General features: G+C 66.8%; 21 protein-coding genes. 13 read left to right on the plus strand and 8 right to left on the minus strand.

Translation table 11 applies throughout. The features are described from left to right. Nucleotides 1-121 precede the first annotated feature (121 nt). The gene (locus tag HF886_RS02520) at nt 122-607 is read right to left on the minus strand and encodes an SRPBCC domain-containing protein (protein ID WP_169651461.1); all 486 of its coding nucleotides are present in this window, start codon (nt 605-607) and stop codon (nt 122-124) included. Between the two features lie 3 nt (nt 608-610). Next, a complete protein-coding gene (locus HF886_RS02525; RefSeq protein WP_169622174.1) occupies nt 611-952 on the minus strand; it encodes a metalloregulator ArsR/SmtB family transcription factor in 342 nt (113 codons plus the stop codon). Nucleotides 953-1184: 232 nt separating this feature from the next. Between HF886_RS02525 and HF886_RS02530 the strand changes: the two genes are divergently transcribed. Further along, on the plus strand, nt 1185-1880 hold the full coding sequence (locus HF886_RS02530) for a GAF and ANTAR domain-containing protein (RefSeq protein ID WP_169622173.1): 696 nt from the start codon (nt 1185-1187) through the stop codon (nt 1878-1880). Nucleotides 1881-1923: 43 nt separating this feature from the next. Here the strand turns inward: HF886_RS02530 and HF886_RS02535 are convergent, their stop codons facing one another. After that, complete coding sequence (locus HF886_RS02535; RefSeq protein ID WP_169651462.1) at nt 1924-2862, minus strand: zinc-binding dehydrogenase; 939 nt, start codon at nt 2860-2862, stop codon at nt 1924-1926. Nucleotides 2863-2998: 136 nt separating this feature from the next. Here HF886_RS02535 and HF886_RS02540 point away from each other — a divergent pair, with 136 nt between their 5' ends. Then, nucleotides 2999-3454 carry a TerB family tellurite resistance protein gene (locus HF886_RS02540; RefSeq protein WP_169622171.1) on the plus strand — a complete coding sequence of 152 codons (456 nt, stop codon included), beginning with the start codon at nt 2999-3001 and terminating at the stop codon, nt 3452-3454. A 119-nt stretch (nt 3455-3573) separates the two neighbouring features. On the opposite strand, the gene HF886_RS02545 is transcribed toward HF886_RS02540, so the two are convergent. After that, nucleotides 3574-4404, minus strand: a complete 831-nt coding sequence (locus HF886_RS02545; protein ID WP_346765192.1) for a DUF1206 domain-containing protein — start codon at nt 4402-4404, stop codon at nt 3574-3576. A 172-nt stretch (nt 4405-4576) separates the two neighbouring features. Between HF886_RS02545 and HF886_RS02550 the strand changes: the two genes are divergently transcribed. The 3 genes from HF886_RS02550 (at nt 4577) to HF886_RS02560 (ending at nt 8932) form a co-directional block, all read left to right on the plus strand. After that, entirely contained in the window at nt 4577-4984 is a 408-nt protein-coding gene (locus tag HF886_RS02550; protein ID WP_169622169.1) for a hypothetical protein, read from the plus strand. 60 nt (nt 4985-5044) lie between these two features. Continuing rightward, a complete protein-coding gene (locus tag HF886_RS02555) occupies nt 5045-8488 on the plus strand; it encodes a bifunctional proline dehydrogenase/L-glutamate gamma-semialdehyde dehydrogenase (protein ID WP_169651463.1) in 3444 nt (1147 codons plus the stop codon). A gap of 195 nt (nt 8489-8683) precedes the next feature. Continuing rightward, entirely contained in the window at nt 8684-8932 is a 249-nt protein-coding gene (locus HF886_RS02560; protein ID WP_240952518.1) for a hypothetical protein, read from the plus strand. Nucleotides 8933-8936: 4 nt separating this feature from the next. Here the strand turns inward: HF886_RS02560 and HF886_RS02565 are convergent, their stop codons facing one another. Then, nucleotides 8937-10526 carry a hypothetical protein gene (locus HF886_RS02565; RefSeq protein ID WP_346765191.1) on the minus strand — a complete coding sequence of 530 codons (1590 nt, stop codon included), beginning with the start codon at nt 10524-10526 and terminating at the stop codon, nt 8937-8939. Nucleotides 10527-10682: 156 nt separating this feature from the next. Between HF886_RS02565 and HF886_RS02570 the strand changes: the two genes are divergently transcribed. The 4 genes from HF886_RS02570 (at nt 10683) to aroD (ending at nt 14252) form a co-directional block, all read left to right on the plus strand. Continuing rightward, the gene (locus HF886_RS02570) at nt 10683-11006 is read left to right on the plus strand and encodes a hypothetical protein (protein WP_169651464.1); all 324 of its coding nucleotides are present in this window, start codon (nt 10683-10685) and stop codon (nt 11004-11006) included. A gap of 92 nt (nt 11007-11098) precedes the next feature. After that, nucleotides 11099-11713, plus strand: coding sequence for a TetR/AcrR family transcriptional regulator (locus HF886_RS02575; protein WP_206038466.1), 615 nt, complete (start codon nt 11099-11101; stop codon nt 11711-11713). After that, nucleotides 11710-13362: an MDR family MFS transporter gene (locus HF886_RS02580; RefSeq protein ID WP_296550462.1), complete on the plus strand. Its 1653-nt coding sequence runs from the start codon at nt 11710-11712 to the stop codon at nt 13360-13362. The genes HF886_RS02575 and HF886_RS02580 overlap by 4 nt, the downstream gene beginning before the upstream one ends. A 116-nt stretch (nt 13363-13478) precedes the next feature. After that, complete coding sequence (gene aroD / locus HF886_RS02585) at nt 13479-14252, plus strand: type I 3-dehydroquinate dehydratase (RefSeq protein ID WP_169651466.1); 774 nt, start codon at nt 13479-13481, stop codon at nt 14250-14252. A 16-nt stretch (nt 14253-14268) separates the two neighbouring features. On the opposite strand, the gene HF886_RS02590 is transcribed toward aroD, so the two are convergent. Beyond that, the gene (locus HF886_RS02590; protein ID WP_169622162.1) at nt 14269-15180 is read right to left on the minus strand and encodes an alpha/beta hydrolase; all 912 of its coding nucleotides are present in this window, start codon (nt 15178-15180) and stop codon (nt 14269-14271) included. A gap of 127 nt (nt 15181-15307) precedes the next feature. Here HF886_RS02590 and HF886_RS02595 point away from each other — a divergent pair, with 127 nt between their 5' ends. Both HF886_RS02595 and HF886_RS02600 read left to right on the plus strand, forming a co-directional pair. Next, nucleotides 15308-16042, plus strand: a complete 735-nt coding sequence (locus tag HF886_RS02595) for an SDR family oxidoreductase (protein WP_169651467.1) — start codon at nt 15308-15310, stop codon at nt 16040-16042. A 122-nt stretch (nt 16043-16164) separates the two neighbouring features. Then, nucleotides 16165-17511 carry a cytochrome P450 gene (locus tag HF886_RS02600; RefSeq protein WP_169651468.1) on the plus strand — a complete coding sequence of 449 codons (1347 nt, stop codon included), beginning with the start codon at nt 16165-16167 and terminating at the stop codon, nt 17509-17511. Between the two features lie 10 nt (nt 17512-17521). Here the strand turns inward: HF886_RS02600 and HF886_RS02605 are convergent, their stop codons facing one another. Then, the gene (locus tag HF886_RS02605) at nt 17522-18241 is read right to left on the minus strand and encodes an HNH endonuclease family protein (protein ID WP_169622159.1); all 720 of its coding nucleotides are present in this window, start codon (nt 18239-18241) and stop codon (nt 17522-17524) included. A 3-nt stretch (nt 18242-18244) separates the two neighbouring features. Next, on the minus strand, nt 18245-19267 hold the full coding sequence (locus HF886_RS02610) for a beta-ketoacyl-ACP synthase III (protein WP_169622158.1): 1023 nt from the start codon (nt 19265-19267) through the stop codon (nt 18245-18247). Between the two features lie 162 nt (nt 19268-19429). Between HF886_RS02610 and HF886_RS02615 the strand changes: the two genes are divergently transcribed. Together HF886_RS02615 and HF886_RS02620 are read left to right on the plus strand one after the other, a co-directional pair. Continuing rightward, nucleotides 19430-20038 carry a class I SAM-dependent methyltransferase gene (locus HF886_RS02615; RefSeq protein WP_169651469.1) on the plus strand — a complete coding sequence of 203 codons (609 nt, stop codon included), beginning with the start codon at nt 19430-19432 and terminating at the stop codon, nt 20036-20038. 98 nt (nt 20039-20136) lie between these two features. Next, on the plus strand, nt 20137-21972 hold the full coding sequence (locus HF886_RS02620; RefSeq protein ID WP_169622156.1) for an acyl-CoA dehydrogenase: 1836 nt from the start codon (nt 20137-20139) through the stop codon (nt 21970-21972). The last annotated feature ends 84 nt before the right edge of the window (nt 21973-22056 follow it).

Below are 22056 nucleotides of genomic sequence, written 5' to 3' on the forward strand. Positions count from 1 at the left end.
GAGCGCTCGACAGCGCCGACACGGCGTATCCGGCACGTCGCCGGGGGTTGTGCTCGCTCAGGACGGCAGCAGCCCGCTCGAACCGGATCCGGTTCGAGCGGGCGCACGGCCTCCGGGTGGTTCAGGCAGCTATCAGATCGTCGATCTGGCCGATCGCTGACGAGGAGCCCTCGATGATCCCCATGTCCACAACCTTCTCGAGTGCTTCCGCCGACTCGTAGGTGCTCACGTACGTCGCCCGGGTGCCTCCGTCGTGCTCGGTGAAGGTGTACACGTTCACCGACACCGGCAGGATGGGATCGGGATTGAAATCCGCGTCGGCGAATCCGTCGGAAAAGGAGAAACTCGTCGGTTCGTCGACCGCGGTGACCTCCCAGTATCCCGGGTACTTCTCCCCTTCGGGACCGGACATGAAGTAGGTGATGCGTCCCCCGGGCGAAAGGTCGTGGTCCACGAATGTCGCGGGATATTCCGGAGGCCCCCAGACCTTTTCCAGTTGACGCGGGTCCGCGTAGATCTGCCAGACGCGCTCCACCGGTGCGGCGAAGTCCGCGGTGATCGTCAGGCTCAGGTTCTCGGTGTCCTTGCGAATGTCTGTCACAGGCATGACTCATTCCTCCTGGGTCGAGTCGGACGCGATCAGTTCGTCGATGCGCGCGATACGGCCACGCCAGATCTGTTCCAGCTCGGTGAGCATCGAGGCCACCGACCGCACCGCTTCCACGTCGCCTCTGGCAAGCTGCTCCCGGCCGCTGCGACGCTTGGTCAGCAGACCGGCTCTCTCCAGCACGGCGACATGCTTCTGGACCGCGGCGAAACTCATGTCGTAGTGCGCCGCGAGTGCGGAGACCGAGCGCTCTCCTGCCAGCACCCGCCGCATGATGTCGCGGCGGGTGCGGTCTGCGAGTGCGTGGAACAGGGCGTCGGCCCGGTCCTCGTCGTCTCCGTTCACGACTCTCAACGTACAACCATACGGTTGTAGGTGCAATGGTTCCGCGCGGCCTTCCTTCCGGGCGCCTCGGCGAGTTCATATGTTGCGGCAGAGAGGGATACAGGAACCCAGGGGTCGCAGCCGAAGCGCGGGGTTAGTGTGGACCTGACGACGCGCACTGCGCGGAGGCGCAACCGGCGTCTCGATGCGCACCTCACGGCACGCCGAGCCGTCGACCGGGCAGGGGCATCCGATGAACGAGTTCGATCACGACAGCCTCGGCCGCGCCATGGCCCAGTTCGCCCGTACGCTCGATTCCCAGGGTGCCGATCTGGACAGCACGCTGAGGCATATCACCGCAGCCGCGGTGCACCTGATCCCTGGTGCGGAATGTGCCGACATCCTCACCGTCACCGGCCGCAACAAGTTCGTATCGCATGCGGCGACCTCACAGACCCCTTCTCGGATCGATTCGCTCCAGGCGAGACTCGGGGAGGGACCGTGCATCGACGCGGCGGAAGACGTAATCGTCACCCGCAGCAACGATCTGTCGACGGAGTCGCGGTGGCCGACGTTCTCTCCACTGGCAGTCGAGGCCGGGGTACTGAGCGTGCTGTCGTTCCAGCTCTACACCGGTGACGATCAGGTAGGGGCGTTGAATCTCTTCGCGGGACAGCCACACGTCTTCGATGCGGAGTCGTTGCATCTGGGAGAAGTACTGGCTGCGCACGCTGCCATCGCGCTCGTGGCGGCACGACGGCAACTGCAACTGCAGTCCGCAGTCGCGTCGAGGGATCTGATCGGCCAGGCCAAAGGCATGATCATGGAACGCTTTTCCGTCGACGCCGAGCGCGCGTTCGAAATGTTGGTCGCCTTGTCGCAGGAGTCCAACACGCCGGTGGCCCGGATCGCCGGTCGGATCGTCGAACTCGGCCCCGAGGGACGTTGATCGACGACCCGCGCCGACGCTCCGAGAAGCGAAGGTGCTCAGGTCAATCGCCGAAACGTGCGACCAGGCGGCCGGACACCTCGTTGCGACGCAGCCGTTCCAGGCCCGCCCCGATCTCCTCGAACGCGATGTCCGTATAGGCCGGTTCGATTTCACGATCGAGCAGCAGGCCGCACACCTCTTCGATGTCCTGAACCGTGCCTCCCAGCGAACCGACGAGGGTCTTGCCGAGAATCGACGCGGACTGGATGGTGAAGGTCGGGAGCCCCAGACCGACCTGGACGACCGTTCCGGTCCCTCGCTTCACGGCGTCGACAGCTTTCTGCGTAGTGTCGAAGCCCGCGTAGTCGACCACGAGATCGAAACCCTTGCCGGCCCATTCGGAGGCATCGCCCACGACATCGGCGACGCCTGCCGCCCGGGCCAGATCCCACACGGATTCCTTGGTTTCGGCGACATGCACCTCGGCGCCCGCGAGTACCGCAGCGCGAGTACCGATCTGGCCCAGTCCTCCGTACCCGATGACACCGACCTTCATTCCGGTGCTGGCGTGGCCGACCTTGATCATCGCGTGATAGGACGTCATTCCCGCATCGGTCGCGAGGGCCGCCAGCGACAGGTCGAGCCCCTCCGGCACACGGGCAAGATCAAGGGCATCGGCGACGAGTTTGTCGGCGAACCCACCGGGCGTGAACATCCCGAGCGGCGGGCGCACTCCGGAGGAACAGACGCCCACGACGTCGCCGACCTTCCAGCCCTCGACCCCGTCACCGACGGCGCTGATGACCCCGGCATTCTCATGCCCCTGGGTCATCGGCAGGAACGGCATGGTCCCTTCCCCGACCTCCATGTACATGATGTCGCTGTGGCACAAGCCCGCAGCCTTGACGTCGATGACGACCTCTCCGGCACCCGGCGTCGGTTCCGGTACCTCGTTCAATGCGATCGGTTTACCGGATCCTTCGAACTGCCATGCCCTCATCGCTGCACCTTTCCGTTGGATCGGGCCGAAGCCGTGCGCCCGACTTCTTTCCACCGTAGACAGCCGCTCGTTGGAGCAGGGATGTTCGCCGTGATGGCAGAGTGGACTTCGACGGTTTCATCTATGAAAGGCAACGATGGCGTTCTGGGATCAACTCAAGGCCAAGACCACCGAACTGAGCGGTCAGCTCAAGACCAAGAGCGATCAGTTCCGGAACAAGGAATTCGCGAACGCGAGCATGGCCATGTGCGCGCTGATCGCGGCTGCCGACGGCAGTATCGATCCGAGCGAGCGGCAGAAGACCGCCGCGCTCATCATGAGCAACGACGTCCTGTCGGTCTTCCCGCCCTCCGAACTTCGTGAGAAGTTCGACTGGTACTGCAGCAAGCTCGAGTCCGACTTCGACTTCGGGAAGGTGGAGGCCACAGCCACCATCGCGAAGCTCAAGGCCAAGCAGGATCAAGCGCGTGCCGTGATCCAGATCGGAATCATCATCGGCGGTGCCGACGGATTCTTCGACGATCATGAGAAGGCCGCGGTGCGGGGCGCGGCGCATGCGGTCGGCATCAACCCGGCAGAATTCGACCTCTGACCGCAGTACACCTGCGGATCCGCCGCCCTTCGATCCGGGCGCACGCATAAAAAGAACGCTCGACCGGGGCCGACCCGGTCGAGCGTTCTCGTTCGTGGCGGCTTCGGCCGCCGCACGCATCACATCTTCGCGTCGCGTGCCCGGACGAAGCTGTAGATGCCGTACATGATCAGCCCGAGTCCCACCGCGATGAGCAGGAACACCCCGAACGGCTGCGCACCCAGCGTCTTCAACGCGGCGTCGAGACCGGAAGCCTTCTCCGGATCGGCCTGGAAGACCGCGGCGATCACGAGACCGCCGATCAGCGTGACGGCGACACCCTTGGCGATGTAACCGGCCATCCCGAGTCCGCGGACGAACGAACTCGTGTTGCCCTTCAGGTCTTCGACGAACTTCTTCGTCGCGCCCTTGTAGATGTGGTAGAGGCCGACACCGATGATCACGAGAGCAGCAACGACGAGCAGGAACTTTCCGCCGCCGGACTCGAGGAGACGCGCGGTGATACCGGAGCTCTGTTCACCGCTCGACTTGCCGCTACCACGCGCATACCCGAATGCCGTGAAGGCCAGACCGAAGTACACGAGAGCGACACCGACGGCCTTGATCCGGCCGAACGTCTCGTCCTTTTTGTCCTGGCCGGCCGACGACGAGTGCGCCGCCCCGCCGAGCACACCCTCCGCAAGACGCCAGAGGGCCAATACGAAGAGCACGACGCACAGGACGGACAGCAGGAACTTGCCGCCGGGCTTGGCCGCGATTTCGGCCAGAGCGCCCGACTGTGATGCCTCCTCGTTGCTGCCCAGGGCAACGCGGATCGCGAGGTAGCCCACCAGCAGGTGCACCAGCCCACTACCGACGTAACCCGCGCGGGCGAGTCGCTCGAACCAATGATTCCGTGAGAGCCGCCCCGTTACCGAGGAGCCCCTCGAAGTCGAAATTTGCCCTGTCACTTGTCCACCCATCCTCCGGCACCGCGCGGCCGGCTTCGCTCGCCCACCCGATGCTCATCAACCTGCGCTCGTTGTCCTGTCCGGTATGCCCGAAGCCTTCGGAGATCAAACGCATTCGACTCGCAGTCGGTAGATTGGCGAGCAGCATCGAAGCCGACCACGGAGGTTCGTCGTGCGAATTGCTCATATCCCGCTCCGAGTTGCCACCGGTGCATTCATCCTCAACTCGGGACTGGGAAAACGGAATCTTCCCGCTGAGAATGCGGAGGCACTGCAGGGCATGGCCTCGCAGGCGTTCCCCTTCGTCAAGCAGTGGCGTCCGACAACGTTCGGTACGGCCTTGTCGACCGCCGAAATCGGGATCGGTGCAGCGCTACTGGCACCCGTCGTTCCGTCCTTCCTGGCGGGCGCGGCGTTGACGGCCTTCGGCGGCGGCATGATGGCGATGTACTGGAAAACCCCCGGCATGCACGAGGAAGGGGACCCGCGCCCCACCCAGGACGGACTGGCGCTCGCCAAGGACGTCTGGATGCTGGGCGGCGGCTTGACCTTGATGCTCGACGGGCTCCGCAAACGCTAGCCGTCCGGAGCCGGACCGCCCCGTGCCACCGTGGGGGCGGTCGATGATCGGAGTGCAGCCATGACGGAGAGCACGCACGCACCGTATCCACCCGGGGCGATCGCAGACGATGCGGTCACGCTCGCCCGCCGTTGGATCGAAGAGTCCGCCACCTCGACTCCCGACCGGGCAGGCCGCCAGCTGGCGGGTGTGCTGAAGGATCCGCACGGCCTCGACTTCACCGTCCGTTTCGTCGACGGGGTGATCCGTCCGGAGGACCCGACGGTCGCGGCGCACAACCTGGCCGAACTCTCCCGCGAGGTACCTTCCTTCCTTCCCTCTCATCTGCGACTGGCGTTGCGTGCCGGTGGCACGCTCGGTCCCGAGTTCCCCCACCTCGTCGTACCCGTCGCGCGCCGTGCGCTGCGGGCGATGGTCGGGCACCTGCTCGTCGATGCGACCGACCGGCGGCTCGGACGTGCCCTCGCCGTGATCCGGCGCCGTCGTGTGCGGCTGAACCTCAATCTGCTCGGGGAAGCGGTGCTCGGCGACAAGGAAGCGGCCCGCCGCTTCGAAGGCACACGGACGCTGCTGGCGCGCGACGACGTGGACTACGTGTCGATCAAGGTCTCCGCCACCATCGCCCCGCACGCCGCGTGGGGGTTCGACGAGGCCGTCACCGACATCGTGGAGAGGCTCACGCCGTTGTATCGGCTCGCGGCACAGTCGGCCCCACCCAAGTTCGTCAACCTCGACATGGAGGAATACCGCGACCTCGAACCGACCATCGCGGTCTTCACGAGACTGCTGGACCTGCCCGAGTTCCTGCACCTCGAGGCCGGCATCGTCGTCCAGGCTTATCTTCCCGATGCGCTCGCCGCGTTGATCCGGCTCCAGGAATGGGCTGCCGCCCGGCGTGCCCGCGGCGGCGCTCCCGTCAAGGTGCGCGTGGTCAAGGGTGCAAATCTGCCGATGGAACGCGTCGAGGCGGCGCTGCGCGGCTGGCCGCTCGCTACCTGGAGCACGAAACAGGACACCGACACGAACTACAAGCGGTTGCTGCACTACGCGCTGACACCCCAACGGATCGACAACGTCCGGATCGGGGTCGCCGGGCACAACCTGTTCGATATCGCCTACGCCTGGCTCCTGGCAGGCAGACACGGCGTGCGACACGGTGTCGATTTCGAGATGCTCCTGGGCATGGCGCAGAACCAGGCCGACGTGGTGCGCCGCCACGTAGGTGGTCTGGTGCTCTACACCCCCGTCGTGCACCCCGAGGAGTTCGACGTCGCGCTGTCGTACCTGGTGCGCAGGCTCGAAGAAGGCGCGGGCCAGGACAACTACATGTCGGCCGTGTTCGATCTGCGCGAGGATCCGTCGCTGTTCGAGCGGGAAGCGCAGCGATTCCGGGATTCGGTCGCTGCGCTCGACGAACGAGTCCCTGAGCCGAATCGGCGACAGGACCGCCACGAGGTTCCGGACGCCGCGGACGGCGAGGGCTTCTTCAACACCGCGGACACCGACCCGTCGCTGCCCCGGAATCTGGCCTGGGGGCGGGCGATCCTCGAACGGGTTCCCTCCTCCCGCCTCGGCTCGGACCTCGTTCGCGCGCACACGGTGACGTCGTCCGACCGGCTCGACGCCATCGTGGCGGCAGCGTCGGACGCAGGGCGGGGCTGGGGGGCGCGCAGTGCCGCGGACCGGGCTACGGTGCTCGAACGGGTCGCGCGGAGACTCGAGGCGCGTCGCGCCGACCTGTTGGAGATCATGGCGGCCGAGGGCGGCAAGACTCTCGACGAATCCGACCCGGAGGTCTCCGAGGCGATCGACTTCGCCCGCTACTACACCGACCGGGCACGCGATCTCGCAGCCGTGGACGGAGCCCGCTTCGTGCCCTCGGCGCTCACCGTGGTCACGCCGCCGTGGAATTTTCCGGTAGCGATCCCGGCAGGGTCGACGCTGGCGGCGCTGGCATCGGGGTCGGCGGTCGTGCTCAAGCCCGCCGCCCTGACCGCACGCTGCGGTTCCGTACTCGCCGAGGCAATGTGGGAAGCCGGGGTGCCGCGCGACGTGCTCCACCTCGTCCACCTGGGAGAACGCTCGCTGGGCACGCAACTGATCTCGGATCCTCGCGTCGACCGGGTCGTGCTCACCGGTGCCTACGAGACCGCAGAGCGATTTCGATCGTTCCGCCCGGGACTTCGGCTCATGGCCGAGACCAGCGGCAAGAACGCGATCGTGATGACACCGAGCGCCGATCCCGACGCCGCGGTGCGCGACATCGTGCAGTCGGCGTTCGGCCATGCGGGGCAGAAGTGCTCGGCTGCGTCGCTCGTCGTCCTCGTCGGGTCGGTGGCATCGTCACGGCGGTTCCGGGACCAGCTCGTCGACGCCGTCACGTCGCTCACTGTCGGGCCGGCGCACGACCCGCGTACCCGGATGGGGCCGCTCGTCGAACCTGCGCACGGGAAGCTGCTCGACGCCCTCACCACACTGGAACCGGGCGAATCGTGGTTGACGGCACCGCGTCGGCTCGACGACGAGGGCAGGTTGTGGACTCCGGGCGTGCGAGAGGGCGTGCAACGCGGGTCGCGCACGCATCTGGTCGAGTTCTTCGGTCCTGTGCTGGGAATCATGACCGCGGCGGACCTCGATGAGGCGATCGACATCCAGAACGAAGTCGACTACGGGCTCACCGCCGGTCTGCATTCGCTCGACACCGCGGAGATCGCCCGCTGGCTGGGCCGCGTCGAGGCCGGGAACGTGTACGTCAATCGCGGGATCACGGGTGCTGTGGTGCGCAGGCAACCGTTCGGCGGCTGGAAGAAGTCGTCGGTCGGCGCGGGATTCAAGGCGGGCGGTCCCCAGTACCTCTTCGGGTTCGGTTCATGGGAGTCGCTGCCGCACAAGGCCGTCGACGCCGTTGCTGCCGACGGAGCCACCGAGGCGGTCGTCGGCCGTCTCCTGACTGCGTCCCGAGAATGGACCGGCACCGATTCGGGGATGCTGCGCCGGGCGTTCGCCGATGACGCCCGCGTATGGCGTTCGGAGTTCGGCGTCCCGAAGGATGTCAGCCGCCTCGTCGTGGAGCGGAACCTCTTCCGTTATCTCCCGGCGCGGGTGTGCGTCCGACTCGGCGAGGACGGAAACCCGGTAGATTTCGTGAGGGTACTCGGCGCGGCGGCACGCACCGGTGCGCAAGTGGAAGTGTCTTCCGCTCTTGAGATTCCACGCGCCGTCCTGTCGGCAACCGGGCAGATGATCGACACGAGCGTCACCGAAACCGACGCGGAGTGGCTGGATCGGATCTGCTCCGGCGACTCGGTGCGCGTCCGGATGATCGGTGGAGAGCCCCGCACTGTCGCAGAGCGCCTCGGTGGCCGTTGCGACGTGCCGGTCTGGGATCACCCTGTGACCGAGTCCGGTCGGGTGGAGATGCTGCCCTTCCTTCTCGAACAATCGGTATCGATCACGGCACACCGGTTCGGCACCCTCCACCACCTCACCGACGAGATCATCTGAGTTCGCCCCGTCCGATTGACCGGAAGCCCTGTGGAACGAATGGATCTGAGGTGCAATAGGAGCATGGATATCGCCACGACACCCCCCACCGAACGCCGGAAATTGGCGTTGGCGGCTGTGAAGGAATTAGGTCCCAATCGCACGGAAAAGGCGGCATTGAAGGTTCGGTGTCCCGCCGGCCACACCATCGCGGCCGTGTACGAGACTTCCGCGGGCCCGGTGGTCGTGTCCAAGAGCGGACCGGGCGGGCGTGGCAACCGCGACCGTGAAGCGACCGGTCACCACGGCGACAAGCTCCATTCCGAGTTCGTCGACACGCTCGAGGCGACGCAGTTCGAGGACGACGGCATTCCGTCCGGATGCGCGTGCGGACCGAAAGGGCTGTCCCGCAAAAAGTTACAGGCCGCCTTCGCGGCACAGGAACATGTAGTGAACCTGACCTGACCGGTCAGATCCCCAGGTTCCACCGAATCCGGAACAGATCGAGAACCTGGTCCGCCCAACCGAGCACCGACAGCGACGAGTCGACATTCTGCGGAGGCGCCTGCACCAGGGTGTCGTTGCGGAGCAACCGGGCGAAATCCACTTCGACGCGACCCTCGCGCACCGCACCGCGGGGATGCCGGAACTCCACGCCGGCTCGCACCATGATGTCGACGATCTCCTGCGCGAGGATGCCGTAGCCGACAGTCGTCGGATGCACGCCGTCCAAGGAGAACACGCCGCCCGTGGCGCGTCCGCCGTTCCCGTCCGCGGACAGGAACCGGGTGTCCGGGACGGGCATGAGAGCGGCGAGCAGCGGCGGCAGCGGATACGGAGTCCACCACTCCGGACGCGCCGCGAGATCATCGACGTAGCGGCGCGCGGCCAGACGGTCGAGGATTCCCGCAGAGTCGAGCAGGTACCAGTCGAGACCGTCCCGGCGAGCATCGGCGACTGCCTCCGTGATGGTGATGTTGTAGAGGTCGATCGCGGTGTCGACCGCGTACGCCTGCGCACCCGTGAGGTGCTCGTCGCGAGCAGGGTCGAAGCGGCCTTCGTCGATCCAGGGCCGGGTGTAGTACGGAAAGTACGGTGACCCTGACTTCGTGCCGATCCCCCGGGCTATCGGCGCGATGGTGACGTGCGGGACGGTGCACAGGATGATGTGACGAGCCTCGACCGTCCGGAGTCGCGCCACGACCTCGGCGAATTCGGCGTCGAAGTGCTCCGGTGTCCAGATCGTGGCGTCGCGGGTGCGCTCGAGTTGCCGGAAGTCCTCACCGCTCCACACGACCCGCAGTTCGGTGGCGGCGCGCAAAGCGTTGTTGGCGCCCAGGAAGACCACCAGCGTCTCGATACCGGCATCGGTGCCGTCGTCGTGCTCGGCACCGAGCGCCCGCGCGGCGTCGAACACGGTCTCGTGACGACGCTGCTCGTCCCAGCGCGGATAGACCCTGAGAGCGGCGCGCTCCGCATTGTTCTCGACGATTTGGTCGACGAGGTTGTCCCGCGGGGTCGCGAGCGCACGTTCGCAGTGTGCCGCGGTCTTCTCCAGCGCGTCCCGCAGATCCCAGCCGTAGCAGGAGAGATTGTGGTTGTAGCCGGCCACGATCGGCGCCTCGGCACCCGGGCCGCGCTCCCAGTAGTCCTCGACCTCGTCCATGAACCCGCGCACAGCGAACAAGGCCGTCGGAAGTTCCCACACGTCGAGACGGCCCCCGTATCGATCCTCGAGCCGGCGCAACAACAATTCGACGTTGAGTGGCAGCCCCCCGGGTCCTCCGAAGCGGGGATACCGGAAGGCCGCAAGGATGCCCAGTTCGTAGGCGACGATCGCGGGTACCGACACCTCCGTCCGGTAGATCGCACCGCTCTGGAATCCCTGGAGAAGCGAGTCGCCGACGGCGACGAGCCGATGGGGCGGAACCCCGCGCGGGGTCGGGCGGTCGACGGCGATACCGGCGGTCGGATCGAAGACCGGCGGGCGGGGAGCGCGCTGGGCCTGTGCCACGACAGAGTCCGGGGTTCCCTCCGGCAACGCGGCCTGTGCGGACACGGGGCCACCCCCTCGGTGTGTCGTCCGTCGAGCGTGGGCCGCGTGCGTGAGGTCTGTCAAGGGTGCGGTGAGGTGTCGCCGGTGCGCGAGAATATGCAGACTGGACGGGACCATCGTGGCCGTACGGCCACCGAACACGGAGAAGCAGGAGGGTGGATGACGAGCGCCGACTTCGCCCACACCGACCGCGCCGAGAAGAATCGCCGGGAGAAGGCGGTGGGCCTCGCCCGCTACACCTGGAACCGCGGTGTCTCCGGCGCGGAGTTGCTGGCCATGTCCGACGACACGCGCAGGCGGCTGGCACGAGCCGCAGACGCCCACCCGCCGCGCACGATGGAAACGTGGGCGCTCGTGGCGCAGTTGCTCGACGAGAAGACCGCATGGGCGCACGAGCACCCGGATCATCCTTCGGCCACGCGCACCCACCCCGACGAGAAGATCATGTGGGTCAAGCCGCCGGTCAGGTCCTGGCTCGACTGACGCGAGGGTGCGACTGCGGGGCGGAGGTGGTAGAAATGCACTCCGTGTCCGAGAGTGCAATTTCTATCGACGAGGGTGCCCGGACCCGTCGCATGCAGCGCACACGCGCCGCGCTCGTCGAGCACGCACGCACACTCACCGCCCGTCGGGGTCTCGCCGGCTTCACCGTCGAGGAACTGTGCGAACACGTCGGCGTGTCGCGGCGAACCTTCTTCAACTACTTCGCCTCGAAAGAGGATGCGGTGCTCGGCAACCCGCCTGCAGCACTCGCCCCGGAAGACCGCGACGAGTTCGTGGCGGGGGGCGACCGCACCGGGCCCGGCTCCTCGCCGGCCCTGCTGCGCGATATCGCGCGGCTCGCCGTTGCACTGTTCGAACGCAACGATTTCACTCGGGAACAACATCGACTCCGCTGTGAGATCGTGCGCAGCGAACCTCAGTTGCTCGCCCGCATGATGTCGCTGGGCGAGTCGCACCAGCAGGACTTCGCCGAACTGATCGCCGCACGCGAAGGGCTCTCCGCCGACGACCCCTTCGTCCGCGTCACCGTGCGATTCGTCGCCGGTCTCATTCACGACGCCGTCGACGAGTTCTTCCGCACGCCCGACAGCCCACCGTTCCGCGACCTGCTCGAACGCGACATCGGATGTGCCCAGCGGTTGCTCGAACACCCTCTCGACCTCGACGACCCGACAGGAATACGGTGACCTCTACCGCAGAACCACTGGTTCTCTCCCAACGCCGAATCTGGATCATCTTCTCGGCCCTGATCGCCGGCATGCTGCTGGCGAGCCTCGACCAGACGATCGTCTCGACCGCGATGCCCACCATCGTGGGCCAGCTCGGCGGCGTCGAGCACCAGGCGTGGATCACCACCGCATACCTGCTCGCCACCACGATCGTGATGCCCGTCTACGGCAAGTTCGGCGACGTCTTCGGCCGCCGGTACCTGTTCATGATCGCCATCGCGATTTTCACCCTCGCGTCGGCGGGCTGCGCGTTCACCGACGACTTCTGGACGTTCGTGGTCTTCCGCGCTCTGCAGGGCGCCGGAGGCGGCGGCCTGATGATCTTGTCGCAGGCCATCATCGCCGACATCGTTCCCGCCAGCGAACGTGGCAAGTACATGGGTCCGCTCGGCGCGATCTTCGGTCTCTCCGCCGTCGGTGGCCCGCTGCTCGGCGGGTTCTTCGTCGATCACCTGACGTGGGAATGGTGCTTCTACATCAACATTCCCGTCGGCATCGTCGCGCTGCTGATCTCGTGGTTCATGCTCACGCTGCCGACGAAGAAGCCCACCAAGCGCATCGACATTCTCGGTGTGATCACGCTGTCGCTCGCGACGACCTGCCTGATCTTCTTCACCGATTTCGGCGGCGACGCGGACCGCGGCTGGAGCGACCCGCTCACCTGGGCATTCGGCATCGGCCTGCTGGCCATGGCATGCCTGTTCGTGCTCGTCGAATCCCGGGCACAAGACCCCATCATCCCGCTGTCGCTGTTCCGCAATTCGATCTTCGTCAACGCGACCGCGATCGGTTTCGTGCTCGGTCTCGGTATGTTTGCAGCGCTCGCGTTCATGCCCACGTTCCTGCAGATGTCGTCCGGCACCTCCGCGGCGGTATCGGGCCTGCTGCTGCTGCCCATGATGGTCGGCCTCCTGATCACCTCGATCGGCTCGGGCCTCGCGATCACCAAGACGCAGCGCTACAAGATGTACCCGATCGCCGGGGCCTCGATCACCGCGCTGGCGATGCTGTGGCTGACCACCCTGCAAGGCAGCACACCACTGTGGGTGATCTGCTCGATGCTCTTCGTCTTCGGACTCGGGCTCGGCCTGATCATGCAGGTGGTCATCCTCGTCGTCCAGAACGCCGTGCCGGTCGACGAGATCGGTACCGCCACGAGCTCGAACAACTACTTCCGCGAGGTGGGCGCCGCGCTGGGTGTCGCGATCTTCGGCACGATCTTCACCAACCAGCTGTCCGTGAAGCTCACCGACGTGTTCACCACCGCGGGGGCCGATCCGGAGCAGGCCGGACAGGCCACCGCCACCCTCGACCCCGCGATCATGAAGGCACTGCCCGACGAGGTGCGGCAGGGCGTCGTCGACGCCTACGCGGACTCGCTCGCCCCCGTCTTCTGGTACCTCATCCCGTTCCTGATCGTCGCCATCGTCCTGGCCTGCTTCCTGAAGGAGATCCCGCTCTCCGACGAAGCCGGCATGGTGGCGCGTGGCGAAGCGATCAGCGCGAAGGACGCGGAAGCAGCGCGCACGGCGTCCGCCGAACACGACACCGTGGCGGTGTCCGCCCCCGGCGACCGGACGGAACCACCGGCGTCACCGGGCTCGTAGCGGCCGGTTCCGCACGCCAGGGACCGAGAGGTCCGGCGCAGCGCGCGGAACCTCACGTGATCGAATGGACGCCCAGAGGCGACATGCCGCGGCGGGCAGGCAACGGGAGGCGACACATGGGTCGGAGCATCACACCGGTCCGCGTCAAGGACGTGACGATCGGCGAGGGCACACCCAAGATCATCGTGCCCGTCACCGGCCGGACCCCGGACGAGCTGCACGCGCAGGTCGAGGCACTGTCCGGGCAGGTCGCCGATGTCGTGGAGTGGCGGGTCGACTTCTTCGGCACCCTCGAGGACACCGCGTCGGTGGTCGCCCAGGCGCACGCGCTCGCCGGCGCCCTCGGTGCCACGCCGCTGCTCGCGACCTGCCGGACCGCGCACGAGGGCGGACAGGCCACCTCCGGCGACGACGCGTACGCCGAGCTGGCGATCGCGCTCGCGGAGAGCGGTGTCGTGGATCTGATCGACGTGGAGTACCGGCGCGAGAGCCGCGCGGTGAAGCGGATCGTCGCGTCCGCCCATGCTCGGAACGTCGCGGTGGTCGCGTCCAACCACGATTTCGATGCCACGCCCTCGAAAGACGAGATCGTCTCGCGGTTGCGTGCGATGCAGGCACTCGGAGCGGACATCTGCAAGATCGCGGTGATGCCCCGGTCCGCTGTCGACGTGCTCACCCTGCTCGATGCGACACGCATCATGCACGAGGAGTACGCGGATCGCCCGCTGATCACCATGTCGATGGGTGGCCTGGGGGTGGTCTCCCGGCTCGCCGGTCAGGTGTTCGGTTCCGCCGCGACCTTCGGGATGGTGGGCACGGCATCGGCACCCGGGCAGGTCGACGCCTCGGAACTGCGCGCGCTGCTCGACGTCCTCGAGCGGTCGCGGTAGGCGCCGTCCGGCACCTCTACCGGCCGGCGTCCGCGTCGTCCCACAGTTTCATCAGCGTCGTGAGAATCTCCTGGGCGGCACCGAGACCGGCGAGATGACTCTCACCCGGCAGATGATGGAACTCCGCGTCGGGCAGCAGATCCACCATGTGCAGGCCGTGTTCGAACGGAATGATGTGGTCGCTGTCGCCGTGCCACCAGCGGACCGGCACCTTCACGTCCGACACGCGAAAGCCCCAGTCGCGGGTGAACACCACGATGTCGGCGAACGGCGCGGAGATGCGGTGCCGGCTGCCGTTGAGCAGGTCGTCGAGGAACATCGCCTTGAACTCCGGCCTCGCGAGCAGACGGCGGTCGGCCTCCGGCGAGAGTCGTCCGTAGAGGTCGATGATCGGCGACCCCAAGGGCCGGACCAGCCGGATACCGGCGCTCAGTGCGGTACCGATGGGGGCGCCCGCCACCTGAAGGACCGGCGCGACGAACGTTCCCAGTCGCATCAGCGCACTGCTGATCGCCTCCGGACCGACCACCGGGGCGACACCGCCGAGCACTGCGGCCGCCACCACCCGATCCTGCAGCGCGTACGCGGACGCCAGCGTGAAGGGACCGCCGCCGGAGAGGCCGACAACCGCCATCCGATCGACGCCCAGGGTGTCGGCGATGATCTCCAGGTCGTCGGTGAAGGCCAGGACGTTCTCGTACAGGTGCGGGGTCGACGACCCGATCCCCGGACGGTCGATCCCGATCAGCCGGATGTTCTCCCGTTCGGCGAAGGCGCGGGCTTCGACGGGGATCTGGCGGCGCGCTCCCGGGGTGCCGTGCAGCCAGAACACCGCGCGTCCCTGCGCGGAGCCGAATTCGGCGAAACCGAGACGGCGACCGTTTCCGACCGCGACCGTACCTTCGAGCTTCGGTCGTTCGACGTCCATGCGCGTCAGCATGGCATGTGTCGGCGGTCACGTACATCTCCGCGACGTGCTTCGGCCGGGCGATTTCGCAGACCCCGGCGCCCGGACGGTGGTCTGATGGAAGCGTCACCCACGAAGGGACCGATTCATGACCGAATCCTCGAACTCGGGCCGCGTGGCGGTGGTAACCGGCGCGTCGTCCGGCATCGGTGCCGCGACCGCACGTGCCCTCGCGGGCGCGGGCTTCCGCGTCGCGCTGCTCGCACGTCGCCTCGCCCGGATCGAAGCTCTCGCGGCCGACCTGGGCAGCGGTGCGCTCGCGATCCGGGCCGACGTGACCGACCGCGATTCCCTCGTCGCCGCTGCTCAGCGGGTGCAGGACGCGTTCGGCGGAGCGGACGTCCTGATCAACAACGCGGGCGTCATGCTGCTCGGACCGTTCTCGCCGAAGTTTCACGACGACTACCGCAGGATGATCGAGGTCAACCTGCTCGGGGCCATCACGACCACCGAGGTCTTCCTCGAGCAGCTTCGGGACGGTGGCGGGGACCTCGTCAACATCTCCTCGGTTGCCGGACGTACCGCCCGGCCCACCAACGGTGTCTATGCCGCCACGAAGTGGGGAATCAACGGCTGGTCCGAGTCACTGCGCCAGGAACTGCACCCCGACGTGCGCGTGATGCTCATCGAGCCCGGAATCGTCGACACCGAGTTGCCGACGCACATCACCGACAACGCGACCCGGCAGGTCGTGCAACAGGGTTACGACGCCTCCACGGTGGAGCCACCCGACATCGCGGACGTGATCGTCTTCGCGCTGACCCGTCCCCGTCATCTGACCATCAACGAGATCCTTCTCCGCCCCTCCGACCAGGCCGGCTGAGCGTGCCCGGAGTACTGCGGTCGCACGCGGATGTCGATCGAACGCCACACTCGGTGTGATGCGGGTTACAGTAATCTGACCACAGCCAGAGTCAGATCCCGATCCGACGGGAGATGTACCCCGTGACGAAGATGCTCGCTCCCCCGCCGCCCGGTCTCGAGCCCGTCCCCGGCGACAGCGGACTCCCGTACATCGGCTACGCGCTGGACTACATGCGGGACCCGATCAAGGCCTACGACAAGCGTTTCCACCGGCACGGCCCCGTGTCGTGGTTCCGGTTCGCCGGGCGCCCGTGGGTCGTGCTCATCGGGCCCGACGCCGTGGGGGCGGCATTGCAGAACCGCGACCGCGCCCTGCAGAGCGGCCCGGGATGGCGCGCGTTGATCGGCCCCTTCTTCGACCGCGGACTGATGCTCATGGACGGCGACGAGCACACCGCGCATCGCCGGATCATGGCGAAAGCCTTCACGCGCGACCGCCTCGCGCTCTACACCGACGCGATGCATCCGTCGATCGAACGCACGCTCGACACCTGGGTCCCCGGTGACGGCTTCCGGGCCTACCCCGCGCTCAAGGAACTCACCCTGAGTCTGGCCACCGAAATCTTCATGGGCGGCGCCGAGGGCTCGTCGGACCAGGAGATGCAGGAGGTCAACCGCGCCTTCATCGGGTGCGTACAGGCGGCGACCGCGATCGTCCGCTATCCGTTGCCCGGCAGCAGGTGGCGCAAGGGCATCCAGGGACGCAAGCGGCTCGAGGCGTTCTTCCGCCGCTACCTGCCCGCACGGCGCGCAGCCGAGGGCAACGACATCTTCTCGGTCTTCTGCCACGTGGAGTCCGAGGACGGGGAACGGTTCTCGGACGACGACGTCGTCAACCACATGATCTTCCTGATGATGGCAGCACACGACACCTCCACCATCACGCTCTCGACGGCGATGCAATACCTCGGCCAGTACCCCGAGTGGCAGGAGCGGTGCCGCGAGGAATCCGAAGCGCTCGGCACCGCGACGCCCGGCTTCGCGCAACTCGACGACCTCACCGCGCTCGATCTGGTGATCAAGGAGTGCCAGCGCCTGGTCACGCCGGTACCCGGCGTCGTGCGCCGGGCAGGGGCCGACACCGAGATCCTGGGGCATTTCATTCCCAAGGGCACGCTCGTCAACGTCGGTGTCCACTACAGCCACCACATGGCCGAATTGTGGCCGGATCCCGAACGTTTCGACCCCGAGCGGTTCGCTCCCGAACGGCGGGAGGACCGCGTCCATCCCCACGCGTGGACGCCTTTCGGCGGTGGCGTGCACCGCTGTCTCGGGCAGCACTTCTCGGGCGCCGAGATCAAGTCGGTGCTGCACCACCTGCTGCTCCGGTACGAGTGGGACGTACCCGCCGACTACGTCGCACCGATGAACTTCACGTCGCTGCCGTTTCCCGACGACGGAGGGCCGATCAACCTCCGCGCCAGGTGACCGCTCCGCTTCAGCACGCCGAGAGAACGCGGGCCATGGCGTCGCGCTCTTCCGGGGTGACCCACAGCCGGTACTCGACCTTCACCTCGACCTGGCGCGCCACGTAGTCGCAGTGGTAACCCGCGTTGGGTGGCAGCCAGGCGGAAGCGTCGGAGTCGCCTTTGGACTGGTTGGTACGGCCGTCGACCGCCTGCAGATTGCGCGGATCGTTGGCCAGGTTGCGACGCGCCTGGTCGTCGAGGTGGCGCGCACCCTTCTTCCACGCGTCGGACAATGCCACGATGTGGTCGATCTGCACCGCGGAGGACGTGTCGGTACCGCGTCGGAAGAAGATCTCCAGGTTCGTGTACGTATCCCGCAGGGTGCCGGTCCGGACCGTGCAGTCCTTCGTGGCGGGCTCGAGCGAGATGTCGACGAGGTCGCGCTTGAGAATGTCGTTGCGGGTGTCGCAGCCGTTGCGGCCGAACCCGACCGTGACGTTGTCGGTCCAGGCGGGCCCGAAGAGCTCACGGCTGTAGCCGTCCTGAGGATCGGCGGCGCGTACCGGCAGCGCCGAGAGCGCCGCGAGGACCGCCGTGGGGTCGCCTCCCGTGGCAATCCCCACCGGCGGCTCCGCTGCCCCCGACTCGTCGGTGACGACGGGTTCGAGGACGACGACCGCGATCGAGACCGCGATGAAGCACAGAATCCACAGCCATCGAGGAATCGACGGCTGTCCTGTACGGGCCATGTACTACTGCGCCAGCGGAGGCATCTTCACGATCTGGCCGGCGTAGGACAGGCCGGCACCGAACGCGAGGAGAAGGGCAGTGCTGCCCGCCTCGACCTGACCGGTGCGCAGCATCTTCTCCATCGCCAGCGGGATCGACGCGGCAGAGGTGTTGCCGGTCTCGATGATGTCGTCGGCCACCTGCACGGACTCGGGAAGCTCGAGCTGCTTGACGATGACGTCGTTGATCCGCAGGTTCGCCTGGTGCGGCACGAATGCGTCGAGGTCGGCGAGAGCGACCCCGGACTTGTCGGCGATCTGGCGGGCGTACTTGCTCATCTCGAAGGCTGCCCAGCGGAACACCGCGGTGCCTTCCATGATGATCCAGGGACGCTTCTGCTGCGGGTTCTGGGCGAAGTCGACCCAGTCGGGCTCCTGGCGGATGGCGTTGCCCTGCGAGCCGTCCGATCCCCACACCGTGGGGCCGACACCGACCTCGTCGGAGGCACCGACGACGACCGCGCCCGCACCGTCACCGAAGATGAATCGCACGGAGCGGTCGGTGGGTTCGGTGGCGTCGCTCATTCGCTCGACGCCGACGACGAGCACCTTCTCCGCGGTCCCGGCGCGCACCAGGTCGGATGCGACACCCAACGCGTAACAGAAGCCTGCGCAACCGGCCTGGATGTCGAGGGCGGCGGCGCCGCCGGTACCGAGGCGGTCCGCGACGAGCGCGGCGGCCTGCGGCGTCTGGAAGCCGTAGGTGGAGGTCGCGATGATGACGGTGTCGATCTGCGGGCCGCTCAGTCCGGCTGCGTCGAGCGCCTTCGAGGCGGCATCGACCGACATGTCCACGATCGTCTCTTCGGGGTGCGCCTTCGCGAAACGGCGTTCCTTGATTCCGGATCGCGACTGGATCCACTCGTCGCTGGAATCGATCTGTTCACAGATCTCCGCGTTGGTGACGACCCGCTCGGGCCTGTGCACACCCAACCCGAGAAGCGCGCTGTTCCTCAGCGTGGCGGGGACGGCGATCTGTGCACCCATCAGGCGAACTCCTCCTCCTCGGGCACTGCTCATCAGTGCGCCGCATCGAGACACGGTAGCGCGGGTTACGAAAATGTCACAGCACGGGGTCCGGGCAGGCCGCGCCCAGTGGTATCGCACCTCGTCGGAGCCGGTATCGCGCCCGGTCGCTACCGTGCCGGTATGGACGCACAGGACTGGGACGACCGGTACGAATCCTCGGAACTGGTGTGGGGCGCTCCGCCCAACCCGGTGGTGGTGGAGTTCGCGACGTCGCTGCCGCACGGGCGCGCGCTCGATCTCGGCTGCGGGGAGGGCCGCCACTCGTTGTGGCTCGCGACGCGCGGCTGGGAGGTGGTCGGCACCGACTTCTCGGCCGTGGCGCTGGACAAGGCCCGCCGAATCGCTGCGCAGGCGCCCAAGAGATCGCGCGACCGGTTGCGATATCAGCTCTCCGATGTGATTTCCGACACCTTCGACGGCACGTATGACTTGATCCTCTCGGTATTCCTGCATTTCCCTCCGTCGCAACGGAAAGCACTCGTCGACAAAGCCATCAGTTCGCTGAAACCTGACGGAATCCTCATATTTCTCGGCCACGACTCGACAAATCTCCAGCACGGAGTCGGAGGCCCCAAGGATGCCGAGATCCTCTACACACCAACAGATGTCGTGAACGACATCGACGGCCGACTCGATATCGAGGTTGCCGAACGCAGGCACCGCGAAACGGAAGCGGGAACTGCCGTCGATGCCTTGGTGGTGGCACGCAAAGTCAGTCTTGGAAGTTAGTTGCCCGACGAGTAACATAGAGATGTTACCGACGAGTAATAAGCTTGGGCGGTACTTGATCCAACTGGACCGCACCACACCCCCGGGAGACATCAGACATGGGCCATTACAAGAGCAACCTCCGCGACCTCGAGTTCAATCTCTTCGAGTTCCTGCAGATTCAGAAGGTCCTCGAAACAGGTGCGTTCGGCGACCTCGACGAGGAGACCTCGCGCGGCATCCTTTCCGAGGTCAAGGCGCTCGCCGAGGGTCCCGCTGCCGAGGCCTTCGCGGAAACCGACCGCACTCCCCCGGTCTTCGACCCGGAGACCCACTCGGTGTCCATCCCCGAGGGCTTCAAGAAGGCGTTCCGGGCGTGGTGGGATGCCGGCTACTGGTCCATGGGCATCCCTGAGGAGCTCGGCGGCACCGAGTCGCCGCGCGCGCTCCTGTGGGCGGTCAACGAGATGATGCTCGGCGCGCAGCCCGCCGCATTCATGTACGCAGCAGGTCCCGCCTTCGCCGGCGTGCTGTTCGAGAACGGCACCGACGAGCAGAAGCAGTGGGCCGCCACCTGTGTCGAACGCGGCTGGGGCGCCACCATGGTGCTCACCGAGCCCGACGCCGGATCCGACGTGGGCGCGGGCCGCACCAAGGCGATCAAGCAGGACGACGGCTCGTGGCACATCGAGGGCGTCAAGCGCTTCATCACCTCGGCCGACTCCGACGACCTGTTCGAGAACATCTTCCACCTCGTCCTCGCCCGCCCCGAGGGCGCCGGCCCCGGCACCAAGGGCCTGTCGCTCTTCTTCGTCCCGAAGTTCCACTTCGACTTCGAGAAGGGCGAGATGGGCGACCGCAACGGCGTGTTCGTCACCAACGTCGAGCACAAGATGGGTCTGAAGGCCTCCGCGACCTGCGAGCTCACCTTCGGTGGCCACGGCGTCCCGGCCAAGGGCTGGCTCGTCGGTGAGGTCCACAACGGCATCGCGCAGATGTTCGACGTCATCGAGCACGCTCGCATGATGGTCGGCACCAAGGCCATCGCCACCCTGTCGACCGGCTACCAGAACGCACTCGCGTACGCCAAGGACCGCATCCAGGGCGCCGACCTGACCCAGATGTCCGACAAGACCGCCCCGCGCGTGTCGATCCTGCACCACCCCGACGTGCGCCGCTCGCTCGCGATGCAGAAGGCGTACTCCGAGGGCCTGCGCGCCGTGTACCTCTACACCGCCGCACACCAGGACGACGTTGTCGCCGAGCAGGTCTCCGGCGCCGACGCCGGCCTCGCCCACCGCATCAACGACCTGCTTCTGCCGGTCGTCAAGGGCTGTGGCTCGGAGCGGGCCTACCAGTACCTGACCGACTCGCTGCAGACCTTCGGTGGTTCCGGCTTCCTCCAGGACTACCCGATCGAGCAGTACATCCGCGACGCGAAGATCGACTCGCTGTACGAGGGCACCACCGCCATCCAGGCGCAGGACTTCTTCTTCCGCAAGATCGCCCGCGATCGCGGTGTCGCTCTCGCCCACGTGGCCGGACAGATCAAGAAGTTCCTCGAGCGCGAGAGCGGCGACGACCGTCTCAAGGCGGAGCGTGCACTGCTCGCCACCGCCCTCGACGACACGCAGGCCATGGTCGCGACGCTCACCCAGTTCCTCATGGGTGCGCAGGAGCAGCCGACCGAGCTGTACAAGGTCGGTCTCGGATCGGTCCGCTTCCTCGAGTCCTTCGGTGACCTGATGATCGGCTGGCTGCTGCTCGAGCACGCCGAGATCGCACTCACCGCGCTCGACGCCGGTGCGGACGCCAAGGACAAGGCCTTCTACGAAGGCAAGGTCGCCGCAGCGTCGTTCTTCGCCAAGAACGTTCTGCCGCAGCTGACCACGTCGCGCAACGTCATCGCCAATGTCGACCTCGACATCATGGAGCTCGACGAAGCCGCATTCTGATCCCGGCGTAACACCCGAGGACACAACGAGACGACAGTGGCTCCCGCCGATTATCGGCGGGAGCCACTGTCGTCCGGTTACCGC

The sequence above is a fragment of the Rhodococcus sp. 105337 genome (assembly GCF_012844225.1).
Classification (GTDB): Bacteria; Actinomycetota; Actinomycetes; order Mycobacteriales; family Mycobacteriaceae; genus Rhodococcus.